We start from the raw sequence: 18,507 nt of genomic DNA on the forward strand, positions 1-18,507 counted from the left end.
GCGACGACGGCGGGACATGCCCGCCGTCGTGATCGTTGACGTGGTGGCGCGTCAGGCCGCTTCGCGCGGCTGGCGCTTGTTCTGTGGCAGGTCGTAGTAGCTGGCCGCACGCAACTCGTGGGTCTCGAATTCGTCCACGGTGATCGTGTCCAGCGTGATCGCACGCAGTTCTTCCAGCTGCTTGCGCTCTTCCACGGTGATCCAGCCCTCGCGCACGCCCTCGTCCAGCTGCGCGCTGTAGTCCAGCGCTTCGATGTCCTTGGTCTTCAGCGCCTTCAGGAACTTGCGCTCCACCGGCTCGGCAGCGACGGCCGCAGCCAGGTAGCTGTCGATACGGCCGCCGGGGTTGTTCTCGCACGGGGTCAGGAACACGCCCTGGCCCAGGCGGTCGCGTGCTTCGTTCGGCGCCATCAGCAGCATCGCCACGCGATGGCTCAGGCGGTCGCCCGGCGACACGGCACGCCGGCCGAACGGGAACACCACCGGCCACAGCAGCCAGCCGAGCGGCTTGATCGGGAAGTTGCGCAACGCCTGCGACAGCGCCAGTTCGATCTCGTACGCGCTGTTGTGGAAGGCCCAGGCCAGCAGCGGCTTGTCGGCTTCCGGCGTGCCTTCGTCATGATGGCGTTTCAGCACCGCGCCCATCATGTACAGGTGGCTGAGCACGTCGCCCAGGCGGCCGGACAGCGATTCCTTGAACTTCAGCTTGCCGCCCAGCGCGCCGAGCGAGATGTCGGTAAGCAGCGCCAGGTTGGCCGCGTAGCGGTCCAGCTTGCGGAAGAACTTCTTCGTGTAGGCATCGCCCGGCACGGCGCCGATCTTCGAGCCGGTGATGCCGAACCAGAACGAGCGCACCGCGTTGGAGATCGCGCCGCCGATATGCGGGTACAGCACGGCGTCCAGCTGTTGGATGCCGGCGCGGGTGTCCGGATCCTGCGCCGCGCGCATCTCCTTGATGATGTAGGGATGGCACAGGATCGAGCCCTGGCCGAAGATCAGCAGGCTGCGCGTCATGATGTTCGCGCCTTCCACCGTGATCGCGATGGGCGAGGCCTGCCACGCGCGGCCGGCGAAGTTGCGCGGGCCCAGGATGATGCCCTTGCCGCCCACGATGTCCATCACGTCCTTGGCCACGTCGCGGCCCATGTTCGTGCAGTGGTACTTGGCGATGGCGGACGGCACCGACGGCACGTCGCCGCGGTCCACGGCGGCGGCGGTGGCCTGCGACAGCGCACTGATCGCATAGGCCTTGCCGCCGATGCGGGCCAGCGCCTCTTCCACGCCCTCGAAGCGGCCGACCGACAGGCCGAACTGCTTGCGGATGCGCGCATACGCACCGGTCACGCGCGCGCCGGCCTTGGCACCGCCGCTGGCGGTGGAGGGCAGGGTGATCGAGCGGCCCACGGCGAGGCACTCGTTGAGCATGTTCCAGCCCTTGCCGGCCATCTCCACGCCGCCGATCAGCTGGCTGAGCGGGATGAACACGTCCTTGCCGCGCACCGGGCCGTTCTGGAACGGGGAGTTGAGCGGGAAGTGGCGCGGACCGACTTCGACACCGTCGGTATCGCGCGGCAGCAGCGCCAGCGTGATGCCGATGTCGCGCGTGTCGCCGATCAGGCCGTCCGGGTCGTACATGCGGAACGCCAGGCCGATGATCGTCGCCACCGGCGCCAGCGTGATGTAGCGCTTGTCGAACGTCAGGCGGATGCCCAGCACATTGGCGCCGTTCCACTCGCCCTTACAGACGATGCCGTAGTCGGGGATCGAGGTCGCGTCGGAGCCGGCGAACGGTCCGGTCAGGCCGAAGCAGGGCACTTCCTGGCCGATCGCCAGACGGGGCAGGTAGTAGTCCTTCTGGTCCTGCGTGCCGTAGTGGTTGAGCAATTCACCCGGGCCGAGCGAGTTCGGCACGCCGACGGTGGAGCTGACCACGCTGCTGACCGAGGCGATCTTCTGGATCACCTTGTGGTGCGCCAGCGCCGAGAAGCCCAGGCCGCCGTACTGCTTGGGAATGATCATGCCGAAGAACTTGTTCTTCTTGATGTAGTCCCACAGCTCCGGCGGCAGGTCGGCGTGGACGTGGGTGATTTCCCAGTCGTTGGTCATCCGGCACAGCTCTTCCACCGGGCCGTCGAGGAAGGCCTGCTCTTCGGCGGTGAGCTGCGGCTTGGGATAGGCCAGCAGCTTGTTCCAGTCGGGGTCGCCGGTGAACAGGTCGCCCTCGAAGCCGACCGAGCCGGTTTCCAGCGCGATGCGTTCGGTCTGCGACAGCGGGGGCAGTGCGCGGCGCAGGAAGCCCAGCGCCGGCGCGGTGATCAGCGGCTTGCGGATGGCCGGGATCAGCAGCGGCACCGCGATTGCCACCACGACAATCGCCGCGACAAGGGTGGCGGTGGGATTGGCGCCCAGAAGCCAGCACGCGACCAGCAGGCTGGCGGTGATGGCGGCCCAGTACGCGAGCCGGATCCGGTGATAGGCGGCGAACGCACCCGCCAGCAGGAAGGCGAGGAAGGGAATGACGATGCTCATGGGGTTGCTCCGGACACGGATTCGGTTACATCGGATTCGGCATTACCCGGCGCGGCCGACAGGCTCGCCAGGTATTCCAGCACGGTGCTGGTAAATGCGTCGTTGTCGTCGCCGGCCACCATGTGCGTGGCCTGCGGCAGGTGGGCGTGGCGCGCATGCGGCACCAGGGCCTTGAACTCGTCGACGGTCTTCTCCGAGACCAGGTCGCTGCGGCCACCGCTGATCAGCAGCACGGGGCACTGTACCTGGCGCGCAGCCTCGGCGATGGCGTCCTGGTGCCGGGCGCTGTCGCGCGCCAGTTCGTCGACCAGGCGCGGATCCCAGTGCCAGCGCCAGCGGCCGTCGTCGCCTTCGCGCAGCAGCTCGCGCAGGTCGTCTGCCGATTTGCGCGTACGACGCTGCGGCTGGTAGGCGGCGATGATGTCGGCCGCGTGCTCGAGCGATGCGAAACCGTCGGGGAACGCCGTCATGAAGGCGAGGATGCGCTGCAGGCCGGCGTGCTCCCAGCGCGGGGTGATGTCGACCAGCACCATCGCGCGGAACAGGCCGGGCCAGCGCGACTCGGCGATCAGGCCGAACAGCCCGCCCATCGAGGCACCCACCAGCACCGGCGGTTCGGATTGTTCCCCGGCCACCACGATCAGATCGTCGGCGAACTGGTCACCGGTGTAGGGCACGTCGGCCGCGTTGCGTGACGATTCGCCGTGGCCGCGCGCGTCGTAGGCGAGTCCCGCATAGCCATGGGCCGCCATGGCTTCGCCGGTGCGGTTCCACGCACCGCGCGTCTGCCCGAAACCGTGTGCATAGATCAATGCAGGATGGCCCTGGAGCGCGCGTGGCGATGCAAAGCGACGGATCGCCAGGACGACATCCCCCTGTCCCGGCAGCATGCGATCCGATGCGGCAGCGGTGTCACCGTCGAAGCGGAAAGAGGCAGGGGAGGTGGCTGTGACCATACGGGCTAGTATGGGCTCTCGCATTTAGAGCAGTCAATCGATCCCGCGCAAGCGTTTCAAATGCAACCGATTGATTTGCCTTTATTTATGACGCGCCGCAGCAAACGTACCGCTACACACCCCGGCGTATGGTTAAATGCGGAACATGAGCACACCCAGTCCGGAAAGCCCCTCTTCTCCCCCCGCCCGCACCGCGCGCCTCAGCGCAGATGACTGGGCGCAGGCCGCCCTCGACCTGATCGCGGAGCAGGGTGTCTCGGCGGTCGCGGTGGAGCCTTTGGCGCGGCGTCTTGGCGTGACGAAGGGCAGCTTCTACTGGCACTTTCCTTCACGTGACGCGCTGCTGCAGGCGGCGCTGGAACGTTGGGAGGCCGGCGAGCAGGAGAACATCTTCGGCAGTCTGGAAAAGGTCGCCGATCCGCGCGAGCGCCTGCGGACGCTGTTCCAGCTCGTCGGCCACGAAGTGAAGCCGCACATCATCTACAGCGAGTTGCTGAAGGCGCTGGACCACCCGTCCGTGCAGCCCGTGATCGACCGCATCTCCCAGCGTCGCCTGGATTATCTGGTCGCCATGTTCCGCCAGGCCGGCCTGCAGCGTACCGATGCCACGCATCGCGCGCGCCTGACCTATGCGGCCTACGTGGGCTTCCTGCAGCTGTCGCTGCAGCTGCAGCAGCCGCGCATGACCTCGGAAGAGTTCGAGACCTACCTCGAACACGTCATCTCGACGTTGATTCCGAACTGAGTCTTGGAGGGTGGGCCTTGGCCCACCGCGTCGGTCGCCATGTGGATGGCGGGTCGCGTATCTCCCAGAGTCAGCTGTCCGAGACGGGTTTGCTGATGGTCTGCATGTGCGAAGACAACAGGTCCAGATCGACTTCCACGTCCAGATCATCGAACTCGGCACTCGACGTGACACGTACTGTCGCGTGAACTCTCGGCGAGAAGTCCAAGAAACAATCCGTGCATCGCCGGATCGTCAAGACCTTCATCGTTGATCCCTCCGGGAAGCGTGCGCTGGAGATGACCTCCGGGCCATCGAATCCGGGGGGCTGGACGATCATGTACACGCTCGGAGACGGGCCGTAGTTCTGATCTATGCTGACACGGTAGATGTGCATGTCTGATGTGGTGACGTAATCGATTCCCACATACTTCGAATACTTCGGTTCGCGACTGACATCTTCATAGCTCACCATGTAGCAACCCGCCAGAAAAAGCGTTGCCGCCATGGCGACGCATCGACTCACCACGAATAGTCCTCCCTGTTCGATTCTTCGAAAGTAGCGGTCACGCCGGCCCCATCGCCGTCCGCCGCACACCACCCCGCCATTCCCGCTGCTCGCGCACATACCCGCTGCGCTCCAGCCACTGGAAGATCGAACGCACGGTGACGACCGGGTAGTCGCCCGACAGACGCGTGCCGACGGGGTGGTCGGTGAAGTCGGTATTGGCGGAGAACAGCCCGCCCAGCACGCGCTTGGAATAGGCGACGTGCACCGTGTCCGGCACGAAGCCGTCGCCCCGCGCGAACGCGTACGCGCTGCGGCGGTCGTAAATGCCACGGTCGGCCAGCGCGGCGGCCATCACCTCCACGATCCACGCGGTGGAGTTCTGGTAGTCCTCGCTGCCGGGGCGTGCGATCAGGTTGTAGCGCGGGTGGTGCAGGCTGTGGCGCGGCATCTGTTGCAGGCGCGCGGCGAGCCGGTCCGCCACGTCCGGGGCGAACCAGACGATGCGCAGGTCCTGGTTCACCAGGTCGTCGGCGAAGAAGTTCACCAGTCCCTGCGCGTACAGGCCGGAGCGGTCGCTGCCGCATTCGTTGAGCAGGTGCACCACCGTCCAGCGTCCGTGCGCGTGGTCGCGCACGGCAAAGCCCGCGTGGCTGTAGACCAGGCCCTGCTTCGACAGGTCGGTGCCGACGCGTGCCAGCAGCGCCACCGGCGCATCCACTTCGTCGAGTTGCTCCGCGGCCAGCAGGGCCGTGCGTGCGGCGTCGGCCACCTTGTGCGGCGGCATCTCCAAGTGCCTGCAGGCATCGCCCGCGCGTGCCGTCCCTGGCAGCGCGAGGGCGAAAACGAAACCCAGAGTCGCGAGCGCGCGCATCACGTGATCACCCACCGTAGCGATGGCTGTGGATGTGCGGGCGCGCGGCGTCGTTGGCGATGAAGCACAACCCTTCGCCGGCGGCGCTGAGGATCCATCCCGTCGCCACCACGGTGACGCTGATCGCGGTGCCCACCGCGATGCCCAGCCGCCGGATCGCCTCCACGCTCAGGTAGACCACGAACGACGCGCCCGCCACCACGCCCGCCGCGGCGACGGAGACCGTCACCGCCACGCTGCCGGCGACCACCGCCACGCCGGTGACCACCGCGGACGCGCCATGTCCCAGTGCGTGGATCACCGCCACCGGCACCTCGATGGACGCCTCCAGGCTGGCCTGCGACATCCGGCTGGCGCCATCGGATTGCGGCGCGGCCCGGGTGGGCAGCGTGATGCCGCCGGTGAGCGCGGTAACCAGGGCCAGGGTCAGTGAGCGGGCGATCAGGCGGCGCATGCGGGTTCCTCCAGGGACGCCGGAGGGTGGGCGCAGGCTTCGCAGGGATTCAAGGATCATCGACAAGGTAAGCTCTGGCGGAACGACAGGTATAGGAATCCGCTACCCATGGCCGTCTCGGTGGACCTGATTGATGCACTGAAGCGTTGCCTGCGCGCGCAGGACATGACCTACCGCGACCTGGCCGCGCGCATCCGCATGAGCGAGGCGGCGGTGAAGCGCATGTTCTCCCGCCGCGCGATGAGCCTGCAGCGGCTGGAGCAGGTCTGCGACGTGCTGGACGTGGGCCTGGCCGAGCTCAGCGCCGAAGCCTCGCGCGGGCGCAAGGCGATGGCGCAGTTGAGCGAAGCGCAGGAGCAGGCGCTGGTGGACGATCCGCCGTTGCTGATGGCGCTGTTCCTCACCCTCAACCGCTGGCGCGAGGACGACGTGATGGGGCACTTCGGCTTCACGCCTGCGCAGTGGACTGGCCTGCTGGTGAAGCTGGACCGGCTGGGCATCATCGAACTGATGCCCGGCAACCGTGGCCGCGCGCTGACCGCACGCAATTTCCGCTGGCGTGCCGACGGCCCGATGGAACGCTACTTCCGGCTGACCCTGCTGACCGACTACTTCGCCGATCCGTTCGATGGCGAACAGGACGCGCTGCTGCTGCTCAGCGGCAGCCTGAGCATCGACGGGGTGAAGCAGGTGAGGCAGCGGCTGGAGGAAGTCGCGCGCGAGTTCGATGCGCTGCTGGCCCGCGATGCCACGCTGCCGGCGGAGGACCGCGTCGGCGTCAGCCTGGTGCTGGCGCAGAAGCCCTGGCTGCTGCAGCTGTTCAATCCCTACCGGCGCTCGCGCGAGGCGTAAGCGCTGTGGCGGAGATCGAGCACGGAGTGCCATCGATGGGGCCCGGAATCCCATCGATGGCCTTCAGAGCTCCATCGATCGCCCCTCGAGCTGCATCGATGACCCGTTGAGCTCCATCGACATGGCTCTCGGAGCTCCGTCGATGGGTCTACGAGCCCCATCGCTGGTTGTCCGAGCCTGATCGATGAGGCTCGGTGCCCGGTCGATGGCTCTGCGAGTGCCATCGATGGCCTTCTGAAAGCCATCGATGGGAGTGCATGGCCCCATCGACAACATTGCGGGCGCGACCGATGGCTCCCGGAGCCTCATCGATCGGCTTCCGAGCCCCATCAACGGCCTTCCAATCTCCATCCCCGGCCCTCGGAGCCGCATCGACCGGGCTCCAAGCCTCGCACTCCGCGATTTCTCGCACGGCCGTGAGACGCAACCTCGTGCCTGCGACAGGGTGCGCCCCGCATCCACCCTCGGGCTGACCGCCTGCCGACCCTGGACGCGTTCTCCTCGTCACGGGGACAGGACATTGGTATCATTTTGGTCTCACTTTTCGAGGGCGTGGCATGAACGCAGCGGTCGATGTTTTCAAACGCAACGATTTTCCGGGCAGTTCGCTTGCCGCGTTGAATGCCTGGGTTGCCGAGGTTGCCGCGCTCACCCAACCCGACCACATCCACTGGTGCGACGGCAGCGATGCCGAGAATGCGCTGCTGACCAAGCAGATGCTGGCCGACGGCACCCTGCTGCCGCTGAACCCCGAAACCCATCCGCACAGCTGGCTGCACCGCTCCAGCCCGAGCGACGTGGCACGCGTGGAGCACCTGACCTTCGTCTGCACGCCGCAGCAGGAAGACGCCGGCCCCAACAATCACTGGATGGCCCCGGCCGAGGCGCACGCGAAGATGGATGCGCTGTTCGCCGGCTGCATGCGTGGGCGCACGCTGTACGTGATCCCCTACTGCATGGGCCCGATCGATTCGCCGCTGTCGCGCTGCGGCGTGGAGATCACCGATTCGCCGTACGTGGTGGCCAACATGCGCATCATGACCCGCATGGGCGCGGCCGCGCTGGCGCGCATCGAGCGCGAAGGCACGTTCGTGAAGGGCCTGCATTCCACCGGCGAGCTGGACCCGGACCGCCGCTTCATCATGCATTTCCCCGACGAGCTGACCATCAAGAGCTTCGGCTCCGGTTACGGCGGCAACGCGCTGCTGGGCAAGAAGTGCCACGCGCTGCGCATCGCCTCTCACCAGGCGCGCAGTGAAGGTTGGCTGGCCGAGCACATGCTGATCGTCGGCATCGAGAATCCGCAGGGTGAGACGCATTACATCGCCGCCGCATTCCCGTCCGCGTGCGGCAAGACCAACCTGGCCATGCTGATTCCGCCGGAGGGCTATCGCCAGGCTGGCTGGAAGGTGTGGACGGTCGGCGACGACATCTGCTGGATGCGCCCCGGCGCCGACGGCCGCCTGTACGCGATCAATCCGGAAGCCGGCTTCTTCGGCGTGGCGCCGGGCACCTCGGACAGTTCCAACCCGAATGCGCTGGCCACCATCAGCCACCACACCATCTTCACCAACGTCGCCGTCACCGACGAGCAGGAGCCGTGGTGGGAAGGGCTGGACACGCGCACGCCGGCATTGGACTGGCAGGGGCGCAAGTACGACCCGGCCAACGGTCCGGCCGCGCACCCCAACTCGCGTTTCACCGTCTCCGCGCGCCAGTGCCCGAGCTATTCGGCCAAGGCGGAGGATCCGCAGGGCGTGCCGATCAGCGCCATCGTCTTCGGCGGACGCCGCGCCTCGCTGGTGCCGCTGGTGTTCGAAGCGCGCGACTGGACGCACGGCGTGCTGGTCGGCGCAGCGATGGGTTCTGAGACCACCGCCGCCGCGACCGGCGCGGTGGGCGTGATGCGCCGCGACCCGATGGCGATGAAGCCGTTCTGCGGCTACAACTTCGCCGACTACTTCGCGCACTGGCTGTCGTTCGACCAGGCCGGCGCGAAGCTTCCGAAGATCTTCCACGTCAACTGGTTCCGCAAGGGCGGCGCCGGCAAATTCCTGTGGCCCGGTTTCGGCGAAAACCTGCGCGTGCTGGAGTGGATGATCCAGCGTGTCGAGGGCAAGGCGGACGCGGTGGAAACGCCGATCGGCCACCTGCCGCGCGCCGAGGACCTGAATCTGGACGGTGTGGCACTGAGCGATGAAGCGCACGAGCTGCTGTTCGGTTTCGACCGCGCCGGCTGGCAGGCCGAGTTCACCAGCATCGGCGAGTACCTGCAGGAATTCGGCGACCGCACCCCGCAGGCGCTGAAGGACGAGCAGCAGCGCATCGCGGCCCGCCTGGCGCACTGATTCCCCGCCTCGCGCATCCTGTTTCCTGCGCACGCCCCGTGTGCGTCCACCCCGGACGCCGCGGGGCTTTTTCTTGCGTCGAATTGCCTTCTCCCCGCTTGCGGGGAGAAGGTGCCCGGAGGGCGGATGAGGGGCTGACGGCGCCGGTAGCGTGGGTATCGTTCACGGCTATCGAGTGTTCCGGATGCGGACATCCTTCAGCACGCATGCCCCCGGACTCCGCTCGCCCCTCACTCGCCTTCGTCACCCTCGCCCCGTTCCACGGGGAGAGGGAATCTGCGCACGGGGAGAGGGCCATGAGTTCCCGGCTGAACAATCGCCGGTGAAAAATGCCGCCCAGCTCTAAACCCCTGCGTTCCTGGCTGCATCCCAGTCAGTATGCTGAATGCCGTGATCGAACCTTTCGCTGACAGCCTCGCCCCGGAGGCCACTGCCGCCCAGGACACCGCACTGGCCCGTTCTGCTGCGGGTGGCGACATGCGGGCGTTCGAGGCGCTTTACCGCCGCCATGCGGGTCGGGTGCATGGCGTCATCCAGCGGCTGGTGGGCGGGCAGGGCGTGCGGGCGGAAGACCTGACGCAGGAAGCGTTCGTGCGGGCGTGGCAGGCATTGCCGGCGTTCCGCTTCGAGAGTGCTTTCTCCACCTGGCTGCATCGCCTGGCGGTGACCACCGCGCTGATGGAACTGCGCAGCCGCCGCAGCGGTCCCCGCTTCGATGATGACGAGGACGCGCTGGACGACCTGGGCATGGCGGACAGCGCGGGCCATGGCACGGCGTTGTCGCTGGACCTGGAGCGCGCCGTCGCCACCTTGCCGCCACGGGCGCGCGCCGTGCTGGTGCTGTACGACGTGGAAGGCTGGAAGCACGAGGAGATCGCCAACGAGCTGGGCATGGCGGTCGGAAGTTCAAAAGCACAGTTGCACCGGGCGCGGCACCTGCTGCGCGAGCGTTTAGGAGGACACGCATGACCCCCCACGATCCAACCCCGCTTTCAGACGACGCGCTGCGCTGGCAGCTGCGCGCACTGCGGCAGGACACGCCGCCCTCGCGCGATCTGTGGCCGGACCTGGCCGCGCGCCTGGCCGCCACGCCGCAGCAGGCCGTGGTACCGCCACGCCGCCGCATGGCGCCCTTTGCCCTGGCCGCGTCGGTGCTGCTGGCGGTCACGGTGACCTGGCAACTGCAGAAAGCGCCGGAAGGCGACGCGCTGATCCAGCGCGAAGCCGCCGCGCTGACCCGTGATTACACCGGTGCGCTGGCGCAACTGGACACGCAGGTGCAGACCGTACCCGAGATCGCCCCCGCGCTGCATGCGCTGGACGAGAGCGCCGCGCAGATCCGCCACGCCATCGCCACCGAACCCAATGCGCACTTCCTGTTGAACCAGTTGCGCCGCACCTACGCACGACGCCTCGCGCTGACCCAGCGCGCGGCCATGACCTGAGGAGTTACCCATGCGTACCACCATCGCTTTCTCGCTGCTGCTGGGCAGCGCACTGTTGGCGCCCGCGGCGCTGGCGCAGACCGCCATCAATGAAACCCGGCCGCTGGACGCCCGTGGCCGGGTGGACATCAGCAACCTCAAGGGCCGCATCGAAGTGCGCGGCTGGGAGCGCGACGAGGTGAAGATCACCGGCACCCTGGGCAAGGGCGTGGAGCGCCTGGAGGTGGACGGCGGCGGCCCGCACCTGAGCGTGGAAGTCCGCTACCCGAAGAGCAGCGGCTGGGGTGGCAACCAGACCGGACCGACCGACCTGGTGCTGATGGTGCCGTTGCGCGCCGACCTGGACATCGAGTCGGTCGCGGCCGACGTGCACGTGACCGGCGTTGCCTCGGGCGAACTTTCCATCAGCAGTGTCAGTGGCAGCGTGGCCGCCGCCGCCGCACCGCAGAAAGCGGACATCGAAACCGTCAGCGGCAGCGCCCACCTGACCCTCAACAGCGCGGACGTGGACGTGCAGACCGTCAGCGGCAACATCGTGCTGCGGGGACGGCTGAATGGCGACATCAGCACCGAGACGGTGTCCGGCCGCATCGAAGTCGCCGTTACCGGTGAAGAGATCCGCGATCTCAGCGCGAGCACCGTCAGCGGCACGGCGCATGTCAGTACGGCGCTGGCGCCCGGTGGCGAGATCAGCATGGAATCGGTCAGCGGCGACCTGCTGCTGCGCCTGCCGAAGGATGTGTCCGCGCAGGTCAGTGGCGAGAGCTTCAGCGGCAGCCTCAAGGCCACGGGCGTGGACATCGAGAAGCGCCGCGGCCCGGGTGCCAGTTTCTCCACCCGCTACGGCAGCGGCAGTGCCCGCGTCACGGTGGAGACGTTCTCGGGCAGCGCGGAAGTGCGCGTGGAGTAAGTCGGCCGCACGGGCGGGCGCCGCATCTCCCGTATCATCGGGACGGGTTTCCGGTGATACAGAGGCAGGCATGACGAGTGCGGCATTCCACGTCCAGCAGGCGCGACGCCACCTGGCAACCGGCAATGCCGCACACGCGCTGTCCGCGGCCGGGCAGGGGCTGGAAGTACATCCGCATGACCCGGACCTGCAATGGGTGGCCGCGCTCAGCCTGGTGGCACTGCAGCAACCTGCCGCCGCAGCCCGCCAACTTGAAGCGCTGGTGCACGCCCAACCCGACCATGGCGATGCCTGGCTGAAGCTGGGAGCCTGCCTGAAACGGCTGGACGATCCGGTGGCCGCCGCTGCAGCGCTGCGGCGGGGCCTGGCGCTCATGCCGGAGGCGGCGCCGGCGCGGCTGCAGCTGGCCGAATGCCTGCAGCCGGGAGACCCGGATGCGGCGCTGGTGGAGTACTTCCGGGCCGTGACCACGGCGCAGGCGCAGGGGCGATGGCTCAATGATGCGACCACCGCGCCCGAGCTGCGGGAGCGGGTGAAGACCGCCATGCGGCTGATCGATGAAGGCCGGCACCGCCTGTTCTTCTCGGCCATCGCGCCACTGGAGCAACAGCACGGCGCACAGGCGCTGTCGCGGGTCACGCGCGCGCTGGAAGCCTATCTGGGCATCGCGCCGGGCGGCAGCCCGGACCCGCGCCAACGCCCCACGTTCCTGTACATCCCCGACCTGCAGCCCGAGCCCTATTTCGAGCGTGCATTGTTCCCGTGGTACGAAGCGCTGGAGCAGGCAACGGATGCGATCCGTGCCGAACTGCAGCAGGTGCTGCAGGTGCGCGACGGATTGCAGCCCTTCCTCGACTTCAGTGGCCCTGCGCGCAAGGACGATTTCCTGGCGAGCCGGCAGGACATCGACGCGGCCGCGTGGGATGCGTACTTCTTCCACCGCCACGGGCAGGCCTATCCCGAACACCTGGCTGCGTGTCCGGCCACCGCCCGGGCGCTGGCGCAGGTGCCGCTGACGCGCATCGACGCGCACGCGCCGGAGGTGCTGTTCTCGCTGTTGTCACCGGGCACCCTGATCAAGCCGCACCATGGAGTGACCAACAGCCGCGTGGTCACCCACCTGCCGCTGATCGTGCCCGCGGACTGCGCGCTGGAAGTGGGCGGGGTGCAGCACGACTGGCAGGAAGGACGCTGCGTGACCTTCGACGACTCCTACCTGCACCAGGCCTGGAACCACAGCAGCCAGTTGCGCGTGGTGATGATCCTGGATACGTGGCATCCGCGCCTCAGACCCGAGGAAACCCAGGCGCTGAAACAGCTGGTGGAGGCCATCGGCGGATTCAACAGGCAGGCGGGCCTGGACTGATCGCTGCCTTACTCGTGCGTGTGCTCGGGGCTGCCGGGCTTGTCGAACAGCAGGTAAGTCGAAAGGATGTACTTGTCGTTCGAAACCGGTGCGTTGCCCACGTGCTGGAACATCCAGTACGGCGGGAACATCAGCAGCCGCCCCGCGCGTGGCTGCACGTCGACCTCCAGGTCCATGAAGCGGGTGCTGCCGCCTTCCTGTACGTCGTTGAGGTACCACAGGAACACCATGTAGCGCCCCGCGACCTCGTCGACGGAATCGAAATGCGGCTGGAAGCCGTCGCCAGCATTGGCGCGGTACTTCTTCATCGTCAGCCGGTCGATGCGCGGGCGCAACGGTACGGGCAGGGTCAGCGACAGGTCTGCGTTGTAGCGTGCCAGGGCTTCCTCGATGCGGGTCATGAAGAACCCGACGAAGGCGGGATCGGCCAGGCGGGTGAGATTCAACTCGGTCCAGCGGCTGTCGTCCAGCGCCGGCCGGTAGCCACGCCCGTTGGGCGCCTGGAATTGCGTGGAAGACTCGAAGCCGTCGATCAGCTGCTGGCAGAACGCTGCCGGCAGTGCGTCGTCGTAGATGCGGATGTAGTCGGCCAGCGCTTTCATGGGGTCATCGTACGGTGAGGTCGTAGCCCCAGTGGTCGGCCACGGGTTGCAGGATGGGCAGCGCGGGGACCAGCCAGCGCGAATAGGGTTGCCAGCGGCCGACGGCGCGCGCATTGACCGGCTCCACCACCTGCGAATAGCTGGGCGTGCTGATGTAACCCTTGCGCGCGGCGTGCTGGCTGAACTGCGCGAGGAAGTCGCGGTCCTGGATGCCCAGGAAGCTGCCGATGCGTTCCACCTGTGCGGGGAAATCGCCGACGGTGTCCTCGTAGCGCAGCACCAGCGTGTCGGGCGCCAGCAATGCCTGGTGATGGATCCAGAACTTCATCGCATTGACGTAGCTTTTCGCCAGCCGCTCCAGGCTGGAGCACAGGACCATGAAGGCGGGTGAGCGGAAATTCTGCATGTAGCAGCTGAGCAGCACGTCGCAGGGGTGGCGCAGTGCCAGGATGATCTTTGCGTTGGGGAACAGGCGCAGGATCATCGGCAGGCGCAGCATGTTGAGCGGGTTCTTGTCGACCAGCTGCTGCCCGGGCTGCAGGGTGATGACCTTGGCGACTTCGGACCAGTACACGGCGCGCAGCTCGTCGGTGGCCGCGCCATCGAGCATGTCCAGGCCATGCGGATACTCGACGCCACGCGCTTCCATCCGCTCGATGCAGCGCTGCAGCGTGGCGCGTTCGTCCATCGAGGCGTAATGCGGGTGGGCGTCCAGCATCTGTTCCAGCATGGTGGTGCCGGAGCGCGGAAAGCCGACGATGAAGACGGGGGAGTCAGCCGCTGACGGCGCGCGCGGGTCGTGGCGGAACGCGCCTTCGTCCGCAGTCAGCCATTTGCTGGACACCTTCAGCGGCTCAGCACCGGAATGCGCGATCTCCGGCACGACGTCAGCCGCAAGCCGGAACTGGATGGCGTGGACCTTCTCGAGGCAGGACATCGCATCGGCTGGTCGCCCCTGTTTGTCCGCGATGCTGGCGAGCGTGAACAAGGCCGTGGTCTCGGCCTGCACGTGCGGCGTGCGGTCCAGGATTGCATTCGATGCAGCCAGTGCCTGCGCGTAGTTCTTGTCGCGCATGGCGATGGCCGCCTGCAGTTGCAGCAGGTCGATGCGTTCATGCAGGTTCAGCGATTCAACACGATGTTCGAGCTGCGAGACCAATTCCCTGGCGCGAGCGATGCGGTTGGTGCGTTCGAGCAACTGGGCGAGCCGCACGATCGTGCCGACGCTGTCGGAGTCGGCGGACAACAGCAGCCGTTCGGCATCGTCGGTCCGTCCGACCTGCATAAGGACCGTGGCAAGTTCGTGTTTGAGATCCGGCGGTAAGGCTAGCCATTCGCTTTCGCATGGGATCAACGCCGCTGCACGCTGCGCATCGCCGCATTCGAAGCAGGCAAGTGCGGCGTTGATGCGGGCTTCCGCCGACTCGGGCGCCAAGTCCACCGCGTCGAGGAAACGATGCCTTGCCTCCCCCAGTCGCCCCATCTCCAACAGCAACAGGCCGTGATCGATGAGCAAGGACACGCGGCCCGGGTCGATCGCCACTGCACGCCGGTACGCGTGATCCGCCTTCTGGTAGTCACCCGCCATGCGTGCGGCAGCGCCGAGGTTGGCCCAATGCGCGAGCACCCCCGGATGCCTGGCCGCCATGCGTTCGTATGCCGCAACCGCGCCGGAGAACTCCCCCTGTGCCTGCAGGACCATGCCCATGAGCGTCCACAGCGACGGATCCTCCGGCTGCTCCTCCAGGGCGGACCGGCACAGCGTCAGCGCGGCCGCGTAGCGTCCGGACTCGTAGGCGTCAACGATGCTGGCGATGGAGCTGCGATTCATCCCGGAAGTATCGCAAACCGGTAAAGAAAAAGCCGCGCGGGGACACCGCGCGGCTCAAGTACACGAAAGTGCAATCTAGACTCAGAAGTTCATCGTATAGCGGGCCCACAGGTAGCGGCCGACCGTATCGAACGTGTTGACGTCGGTGTTCGCATTGAGCACGTTGTTCTGGTACATCATCTGCGGCTGCTTGTCGAACACGTTGTCGAGGCCGACCTCGACCTTGGAGTTCCACCACGGCAGGTTGTAGCTGGCGCTGATGGCGTGGGTCAGGTAGTCGTCGAAGTCCACCGAGTAGCAGTACTCGGGGCTGTCGGCGCTGCAACCGCCGTCCGCACTGGCGATCTCGAAGCCGCTGACGTAACGCGTGCGCCAGGAAACGCCGAAGTCACCCTTCTGCCAGTTGACGAAGGTACGGGCGCGGACGCGCGAGTAGTTGCCGTACGACTTGTTGTACGTACCGGCGAGGCTCACGACCGTATCGGTGTCATCCAGCGGGTTCACGTCATTGTCGTACTGCGCGATGTACGTCGCGTCCATGCCGAGCACCCAGCTGCCCCACGCGGTGTCGGGCAGGCGGTAGCGCAGCGCCAGGTCCCAGCCCTTCGTGTCCAGGCGGCCAAGGTTCACGATCGGCTCGCGGATGAAGTCGACCTGGCCATTGGAACGGCGATTGATGAAGTCGCAGAACGGGTGGCTGTCGTTGCTGAAGCAGGTGTTCACCACAGTCTGCGCGTCAGCGCGGGTGATGGTCTCGTTGAGGTAGAGGCGCCAGTAGTCCAGGCTGACCGAGAAGCCCGGCAGGAACTCCGGATCGTAGACCGCGCCCCAGGAGAACGACTTGCCTTCTTCCGGCTGCAGGTCGAAGCCGGCGGCCACGGAGCCGGACCACACGCCGTTGGTCTGGGACGTCGGGGCAGCACCGATACCGGTGGTGGGGATGTTGGTCGCACCGGCACCCGCACCACACGCGTTCTCGTGGTTGCGCGGTGCGCCGGTGGCGCCGTAGCCCTGGCAGGGGTCGTCCAGCTGCGGAGAGTCGCCCTGCGGACCGGCGTACAGATCCTGGATGCGCGGCGCACGGAAGACTTCGGCCACCGTGCCGCGGAACAGCAGGTTCTCGATCGGACGCCATTCCACCTGCAGCTTGCTGTTGGTGGTGTCGCCGAAGGTGCTGTAGTCGGAGTAGCGGCTGCCGATGCTGACCGACAGCAGGTGCGCGAACGGCATCTCCGAAAGGATCGGGACGTACAGTTCGCCGTACACCTCGGAAACATCGAACTTGCCGGACAGCGCCGAGCTACAGGCTTCCTGCGAGATGAAGCAGCGGCCTTCCTCGTTGGCGATGGCGATGTAGTCGACTTCGCTGCGCTGGTACTCCTCGCGCCACGAAGCACCGAAGGCCAGCTGCACGGCGCCGGCCGGCAGGTTGAACAACTCGCCACTCGCGTTGGCTTCGAAGCTGCGGTTCTGGCGCATGGTCGAGTAGTACGGACGTGCTTCGTACTGGCTCAGCGTCGCGATGGTCTGCGGGTCATCGATGTTGAAGATGTTCAGCGGCGTGCAGCCGGCGATGATGGCACCCGGGGCGCCGCACTTGACCACGCCGTCGGTGTCCAGGAACGACGGACCCAGTGCATCGGCCAGGCCCGCGTAGTACACGTAGCCGTAGCTCGTGTTCTCGCTCAGGTAGTGGCCATAGTTGAACGCAGCGTCCCACTTCCAGGTTTCGCCGACGAAGCCTTCCAGGCCTGCGACGACCTGCGAGGTGGTGGTGTCGTAATAGGAGCGACGCTGGCCCAGCGAAGTGAAGCGCGTCAGGAACAGGTTGTCATCGGTGGCGCTGACCGGCCCGAAGTTCACACCGAACGGGTTGTAGTAGTTGTCGGCGGAGATGACGACGCCGTCGGACGAGGTGTCGAACGGCAGCGCGGCGATCGCGAAGTTCGACGAAGTCTTGTTGTGGTAGACCTCGGCAAATGCGTTCAGGTTGTCCGTGATCTGGTAGTTCGCCAGGAAGAACGCATTGGTGCGCTCCTGCGGCGTCATGATCAGGTTGGTGGCCTGGTAGTTGTACGAGTCGGTCGAACCCGTGTAGCAGCGATAATCGTCGGTGGTGTCGCCGGCAGCACCGGGGATGCGGGTGACGTTGTCGCAGCCGTACTGTGCGATCAGCGGGCTGCCTTCCGGGAAGAAGATGCGACCACGCGGAGCGCGGCTCGAACCAGCGACAGAGACCGCACCGCTGTACAGGTAGGTCGCGTCCTTCGAGAAATCACGGTCAGCCGAAGAGATGCCATCGAACTTGTTGTAGTTCAGGCCGGCAATGATGTTGCCCTTCTCGCCCACCTGGCCGAAGGTCACCGAACCGCCGCTGCGCTGGCCGTCCTGGTGGCTGGGGGTCATGCCGAAGTCGACCGATGCGGTCAGGCCTTCGAAATCGCGGCGCAGGATGAAGTTGACCACGCCTGCGACGGCATCGGAGCCGTACACGGCCGAGGCACCGCTCATCAGCACTTCGATGCGCTCGACGGCCGAGGACGGAATGGAGTTGAGGTCGTTGTTGACGATGCGGCGGCCGTTGACCAGCAGCAGGGTGCGCTCGGAACCCAGGCCGCGCAGTTCCACGGTGGACGAGCCGTCGCCACCGCCATTGTTGACCTGCGGGTTGGTGGCGGCGCCGGAAACGGCGGGCAGTTCCTGGATCAGATCGCCCAGCGTCAGCTTGCCGGTCTGTTCGATGGCGGCGCGGTCGATGATCACGACCGGGCTGGCGGTCTCGGTTTCAACGCGGGCAACGCGCGAACCGGTGACCTGGATGGCGTCCAGGGTCTTGGCGCCTTCGGTGGTGGATTCCTGTGCGAACGCGAGGCCGGTGCCGGCAGCGCTGGTCGCACCCACTGCGAGGACGAAGCCGATGGCTTCGCGCAGCTTGGTGGTCTTGAAGTTCATTCTCTCTCCAGATGAGGTCTGTTACGCCCTAGGGATACCCGGCTGGCAAGCCAAATACGGCTACCAAAATGCTGGGGTGACCCGATCATAGACGCGCGGCCGGGAGAATTAAAGAGTCGTTAAGGCGCTTTGGCAGGCCCGGGCGGGAGAAATTTC

15 protein-coding genes are annotated in these 18,507 nt (G+C 66.6%); 7 read left to right on the forward strand and 8 right to left on the reverse strand.

Features of this window, described 5'->3' with window-relative positions; translation table 11 throughout:
• Positions 1–51: 51 nt before the first annotated feature.
• Together IB223_RS03660 and IB223_RS03665 are read right to left on the reverse strand one after the other, a co-directional pair.
• Positions 52–2,529: an acyl-CoA dehydrogenase gene (locus tag IB223_RS03660; RefSeq protein ID WP_192200300.1), complete on the reverse strand. Its 2,478-nt coding sequence runs from the start codon at positions 2,527–2,529 to the stop codon at positions 52–54.
• Positions 2,526–3,419, reverse strand: a complete 894-nt coding sequence (locus tag IB223_RS03665; protein WP_192200301.1) for an alpha/beta hydrolase — start codon at positions 3,417–3,419, stop codon at positions 2,526–2,528. Before IB223_RS03665 ends, IB223_RS03660 begins: the two co-directional genes overlap by 4 nt.
• Positions 3,420–3,630: 211 nt before the next feature.
• Here IB223_RS03665 and IB223_RS03670 point away from each other — a divergent pair, with 211 nt between their 5' ends.
• Positions 3,631–4,230: a TetR/AcrR family transcriptional regulator gene (locus IB223_RS03670; RefSeq protein ID WP_192200302.1), complete on the forward strand. Its 600-nt coding sequence runs from the start codon at positions 3,631–3,633 to the stop codon at positions 4,228–4,230.
• A gap of 70 nt (positions 4,231–4,300) precedes the next feature.
• On the opposite strand, the gene IB223_RS03675 is transcribed toward IB223_RS03670, so the two are convergent.
• From IB223_RS03675 to IB223_RS03685, 3 genes are all read right to left on the reverse strand, one after another.
• The gene (locus IB223_RS03675; protein WP_192200303.1) at positions 4,301–4,717 is read right to left on the reverse strand and encodes a hypothetical protein; all 417 of its coding nucleotides are present in this window, start codon (positions 4,715–4,717) and stop codon (positions 4,301–4,303) included.
• Positions 4,718–4,775: 58 nt separating this feature from the next.
• Entirely contained in the window at positions 4,776–5,504 is a 729-nt protein-coding gene (locus tag IB223_RS03680) for a DUF2145 domain-containing protein (protein ID WP_192200304.1), read from the reverse strand.
• Between the two features lie 94 nt (positions 5,505–5,598).
• A complete protein-coding gene (locus tag IB223_RS03685; protein WP_192200305.1) occupies positions 5,599–6,045 on the reverse strand; it encodes a hypothetical protein in 447 nt (148 codons plus the stop codon).
• Between the two features lie 108 nt (positions 6,046–6,153).
• Here IB223_RS03685 and IB223_RS03690 point away from each other — a divergent pair, with 108 nt between their 5' ends.
• The 6 genes from IB223_RS03690 to IB223_RS03715 all read left to right on the forward strand — a co-directional run bounded on the left by IB223_RS03690 (position 6,154) and on the right by IB223_RS03715 (position 12,966).
• Complete coding sequence (locus tag IB223_RS03690; RefSeq protein ID WP_192200306.1) at positions 6,154–6,897, forward strand: helix-turn-helix transcriptional regulator; 744 nt, start codon at positions 6,154–6,156, stop codon at positions 6,895–6,897.
• Between the two features lie 557 nt (positions 6,898–7,454).
• Positions 7,455–9,245 (forward strand): phosphoenolpyruvate carboxykinase (GTP), encoded by a 1,791-nt coding sequence (locus IB223_RS03695; RefSeq protein WP_192200307.1) that lies wholly within the window; start codon positions 7,455–7,457, stop codon positions 9,243–9,245.
• 378 nt (positions 9,246–9,623) lie between these two features.
• Positions 9,624–10,214: a sigma-70 family RNA polymerase sigma factor gene (locus IB223_RS03700; RefSeq protein WP_192200308.1), complete on the forward strand. Its 591-nt coding sequence runs from the start codon at positions 9,624–9,626 to the stop codon at positions 10,212–10,214.
• On the forward strand, positions 10,211–10,690 hold the full coding sequence (locus IB223_RS03705; protein WP_192200309.1) for a hypothetical protein: 480 nt from the start codon (positions 10,211–10,213) through the stop codon (positions 10,688–10,690). Before IB223_RS03700 ends, IB223_RS03705 begins: the two co-directional genes overlap by 4 nt.
• Positions 10,691–10,700: 10 nt before the next feature.
• A complete protein-coding gene (locus IB223_RS03710; RefSeq protein ID WP_192200310.1) occupies positions 10,701–11,600 on the forward strand; it encodes a DUF4097 family beta strand repeat-containing protein in 900 nt (299 codons plus the stop codon).
• A gap of 70 nt (positions 11,601–11,670) precedes the next feature.
• The gene (locus IB223_RS03715) at positions 11,671–12,966 is read left to right on the forward strand and encodes an aspartyl/asparaginyl beta-hydroxylase domain-containing protein (RefSeq protein WP_192200311.1); all 1,296 of its coding nucleotides are present in this window, start codon (positions 11,671–11,673) and stop codon (positions 12,964–12,966) included.
• Positions 12,967–12,974: 8 nt separating this feature from the next.
• Here IB223_RS03715 and IB223_RS03720 read toward each other — a convergent pair whose 3' ends face one another.
• The 3 genes from IB223_RS03720 to IB223_RS03730 form a co-directional block, all read right to left on the reverse strand.
• Positions 12,975–13,568 carry a 2OG-Fe(II) oxygenase gene (locus IB223_RS03720; protein ID WP_192200312.1) on the reverse strand — a complete coding sequence of 198 codons (594 nt, stop codon included), beginning with the start codon at positions 13,566–13,568 and terminating at the stop codon, positions 12,975–12,977.
• A gap of 4 nt (positions 13,569–13,572) precedes the next feature.
• Entirely contained in the window at positions 13,573–15,399 is a 1,827-nt protein-coding gene (locus IB223_RS03725) for a tetratricopeptide repeat-containing sulfotransferase family protein (protein ID WP_192200313.1), read from the reverse strand.
• 81 nt (positions 15,400–15,480) lie between these two features.
• Entirely contained in the window at positions 15,481–18,351 is a 2,871-nt protein-coding gene (locus IB223_RS03730) for a TonB-dependent receptor (RefSeq protein WP_192200314.1), read from the reverse strand.
• Positions 18,352–18,507 lie beyond the last annotated feature (156 nt).

Source organism: Pseudoxanthomonas sp. PXM03 (genome assembly GCF_014852005.1).
Lineage (GTDB): Bacteria > Pseudomonadota > Gammaproteobacteria > Xanthomonadales > Xanthomonadaceae > Pseudoxanthomonas_A.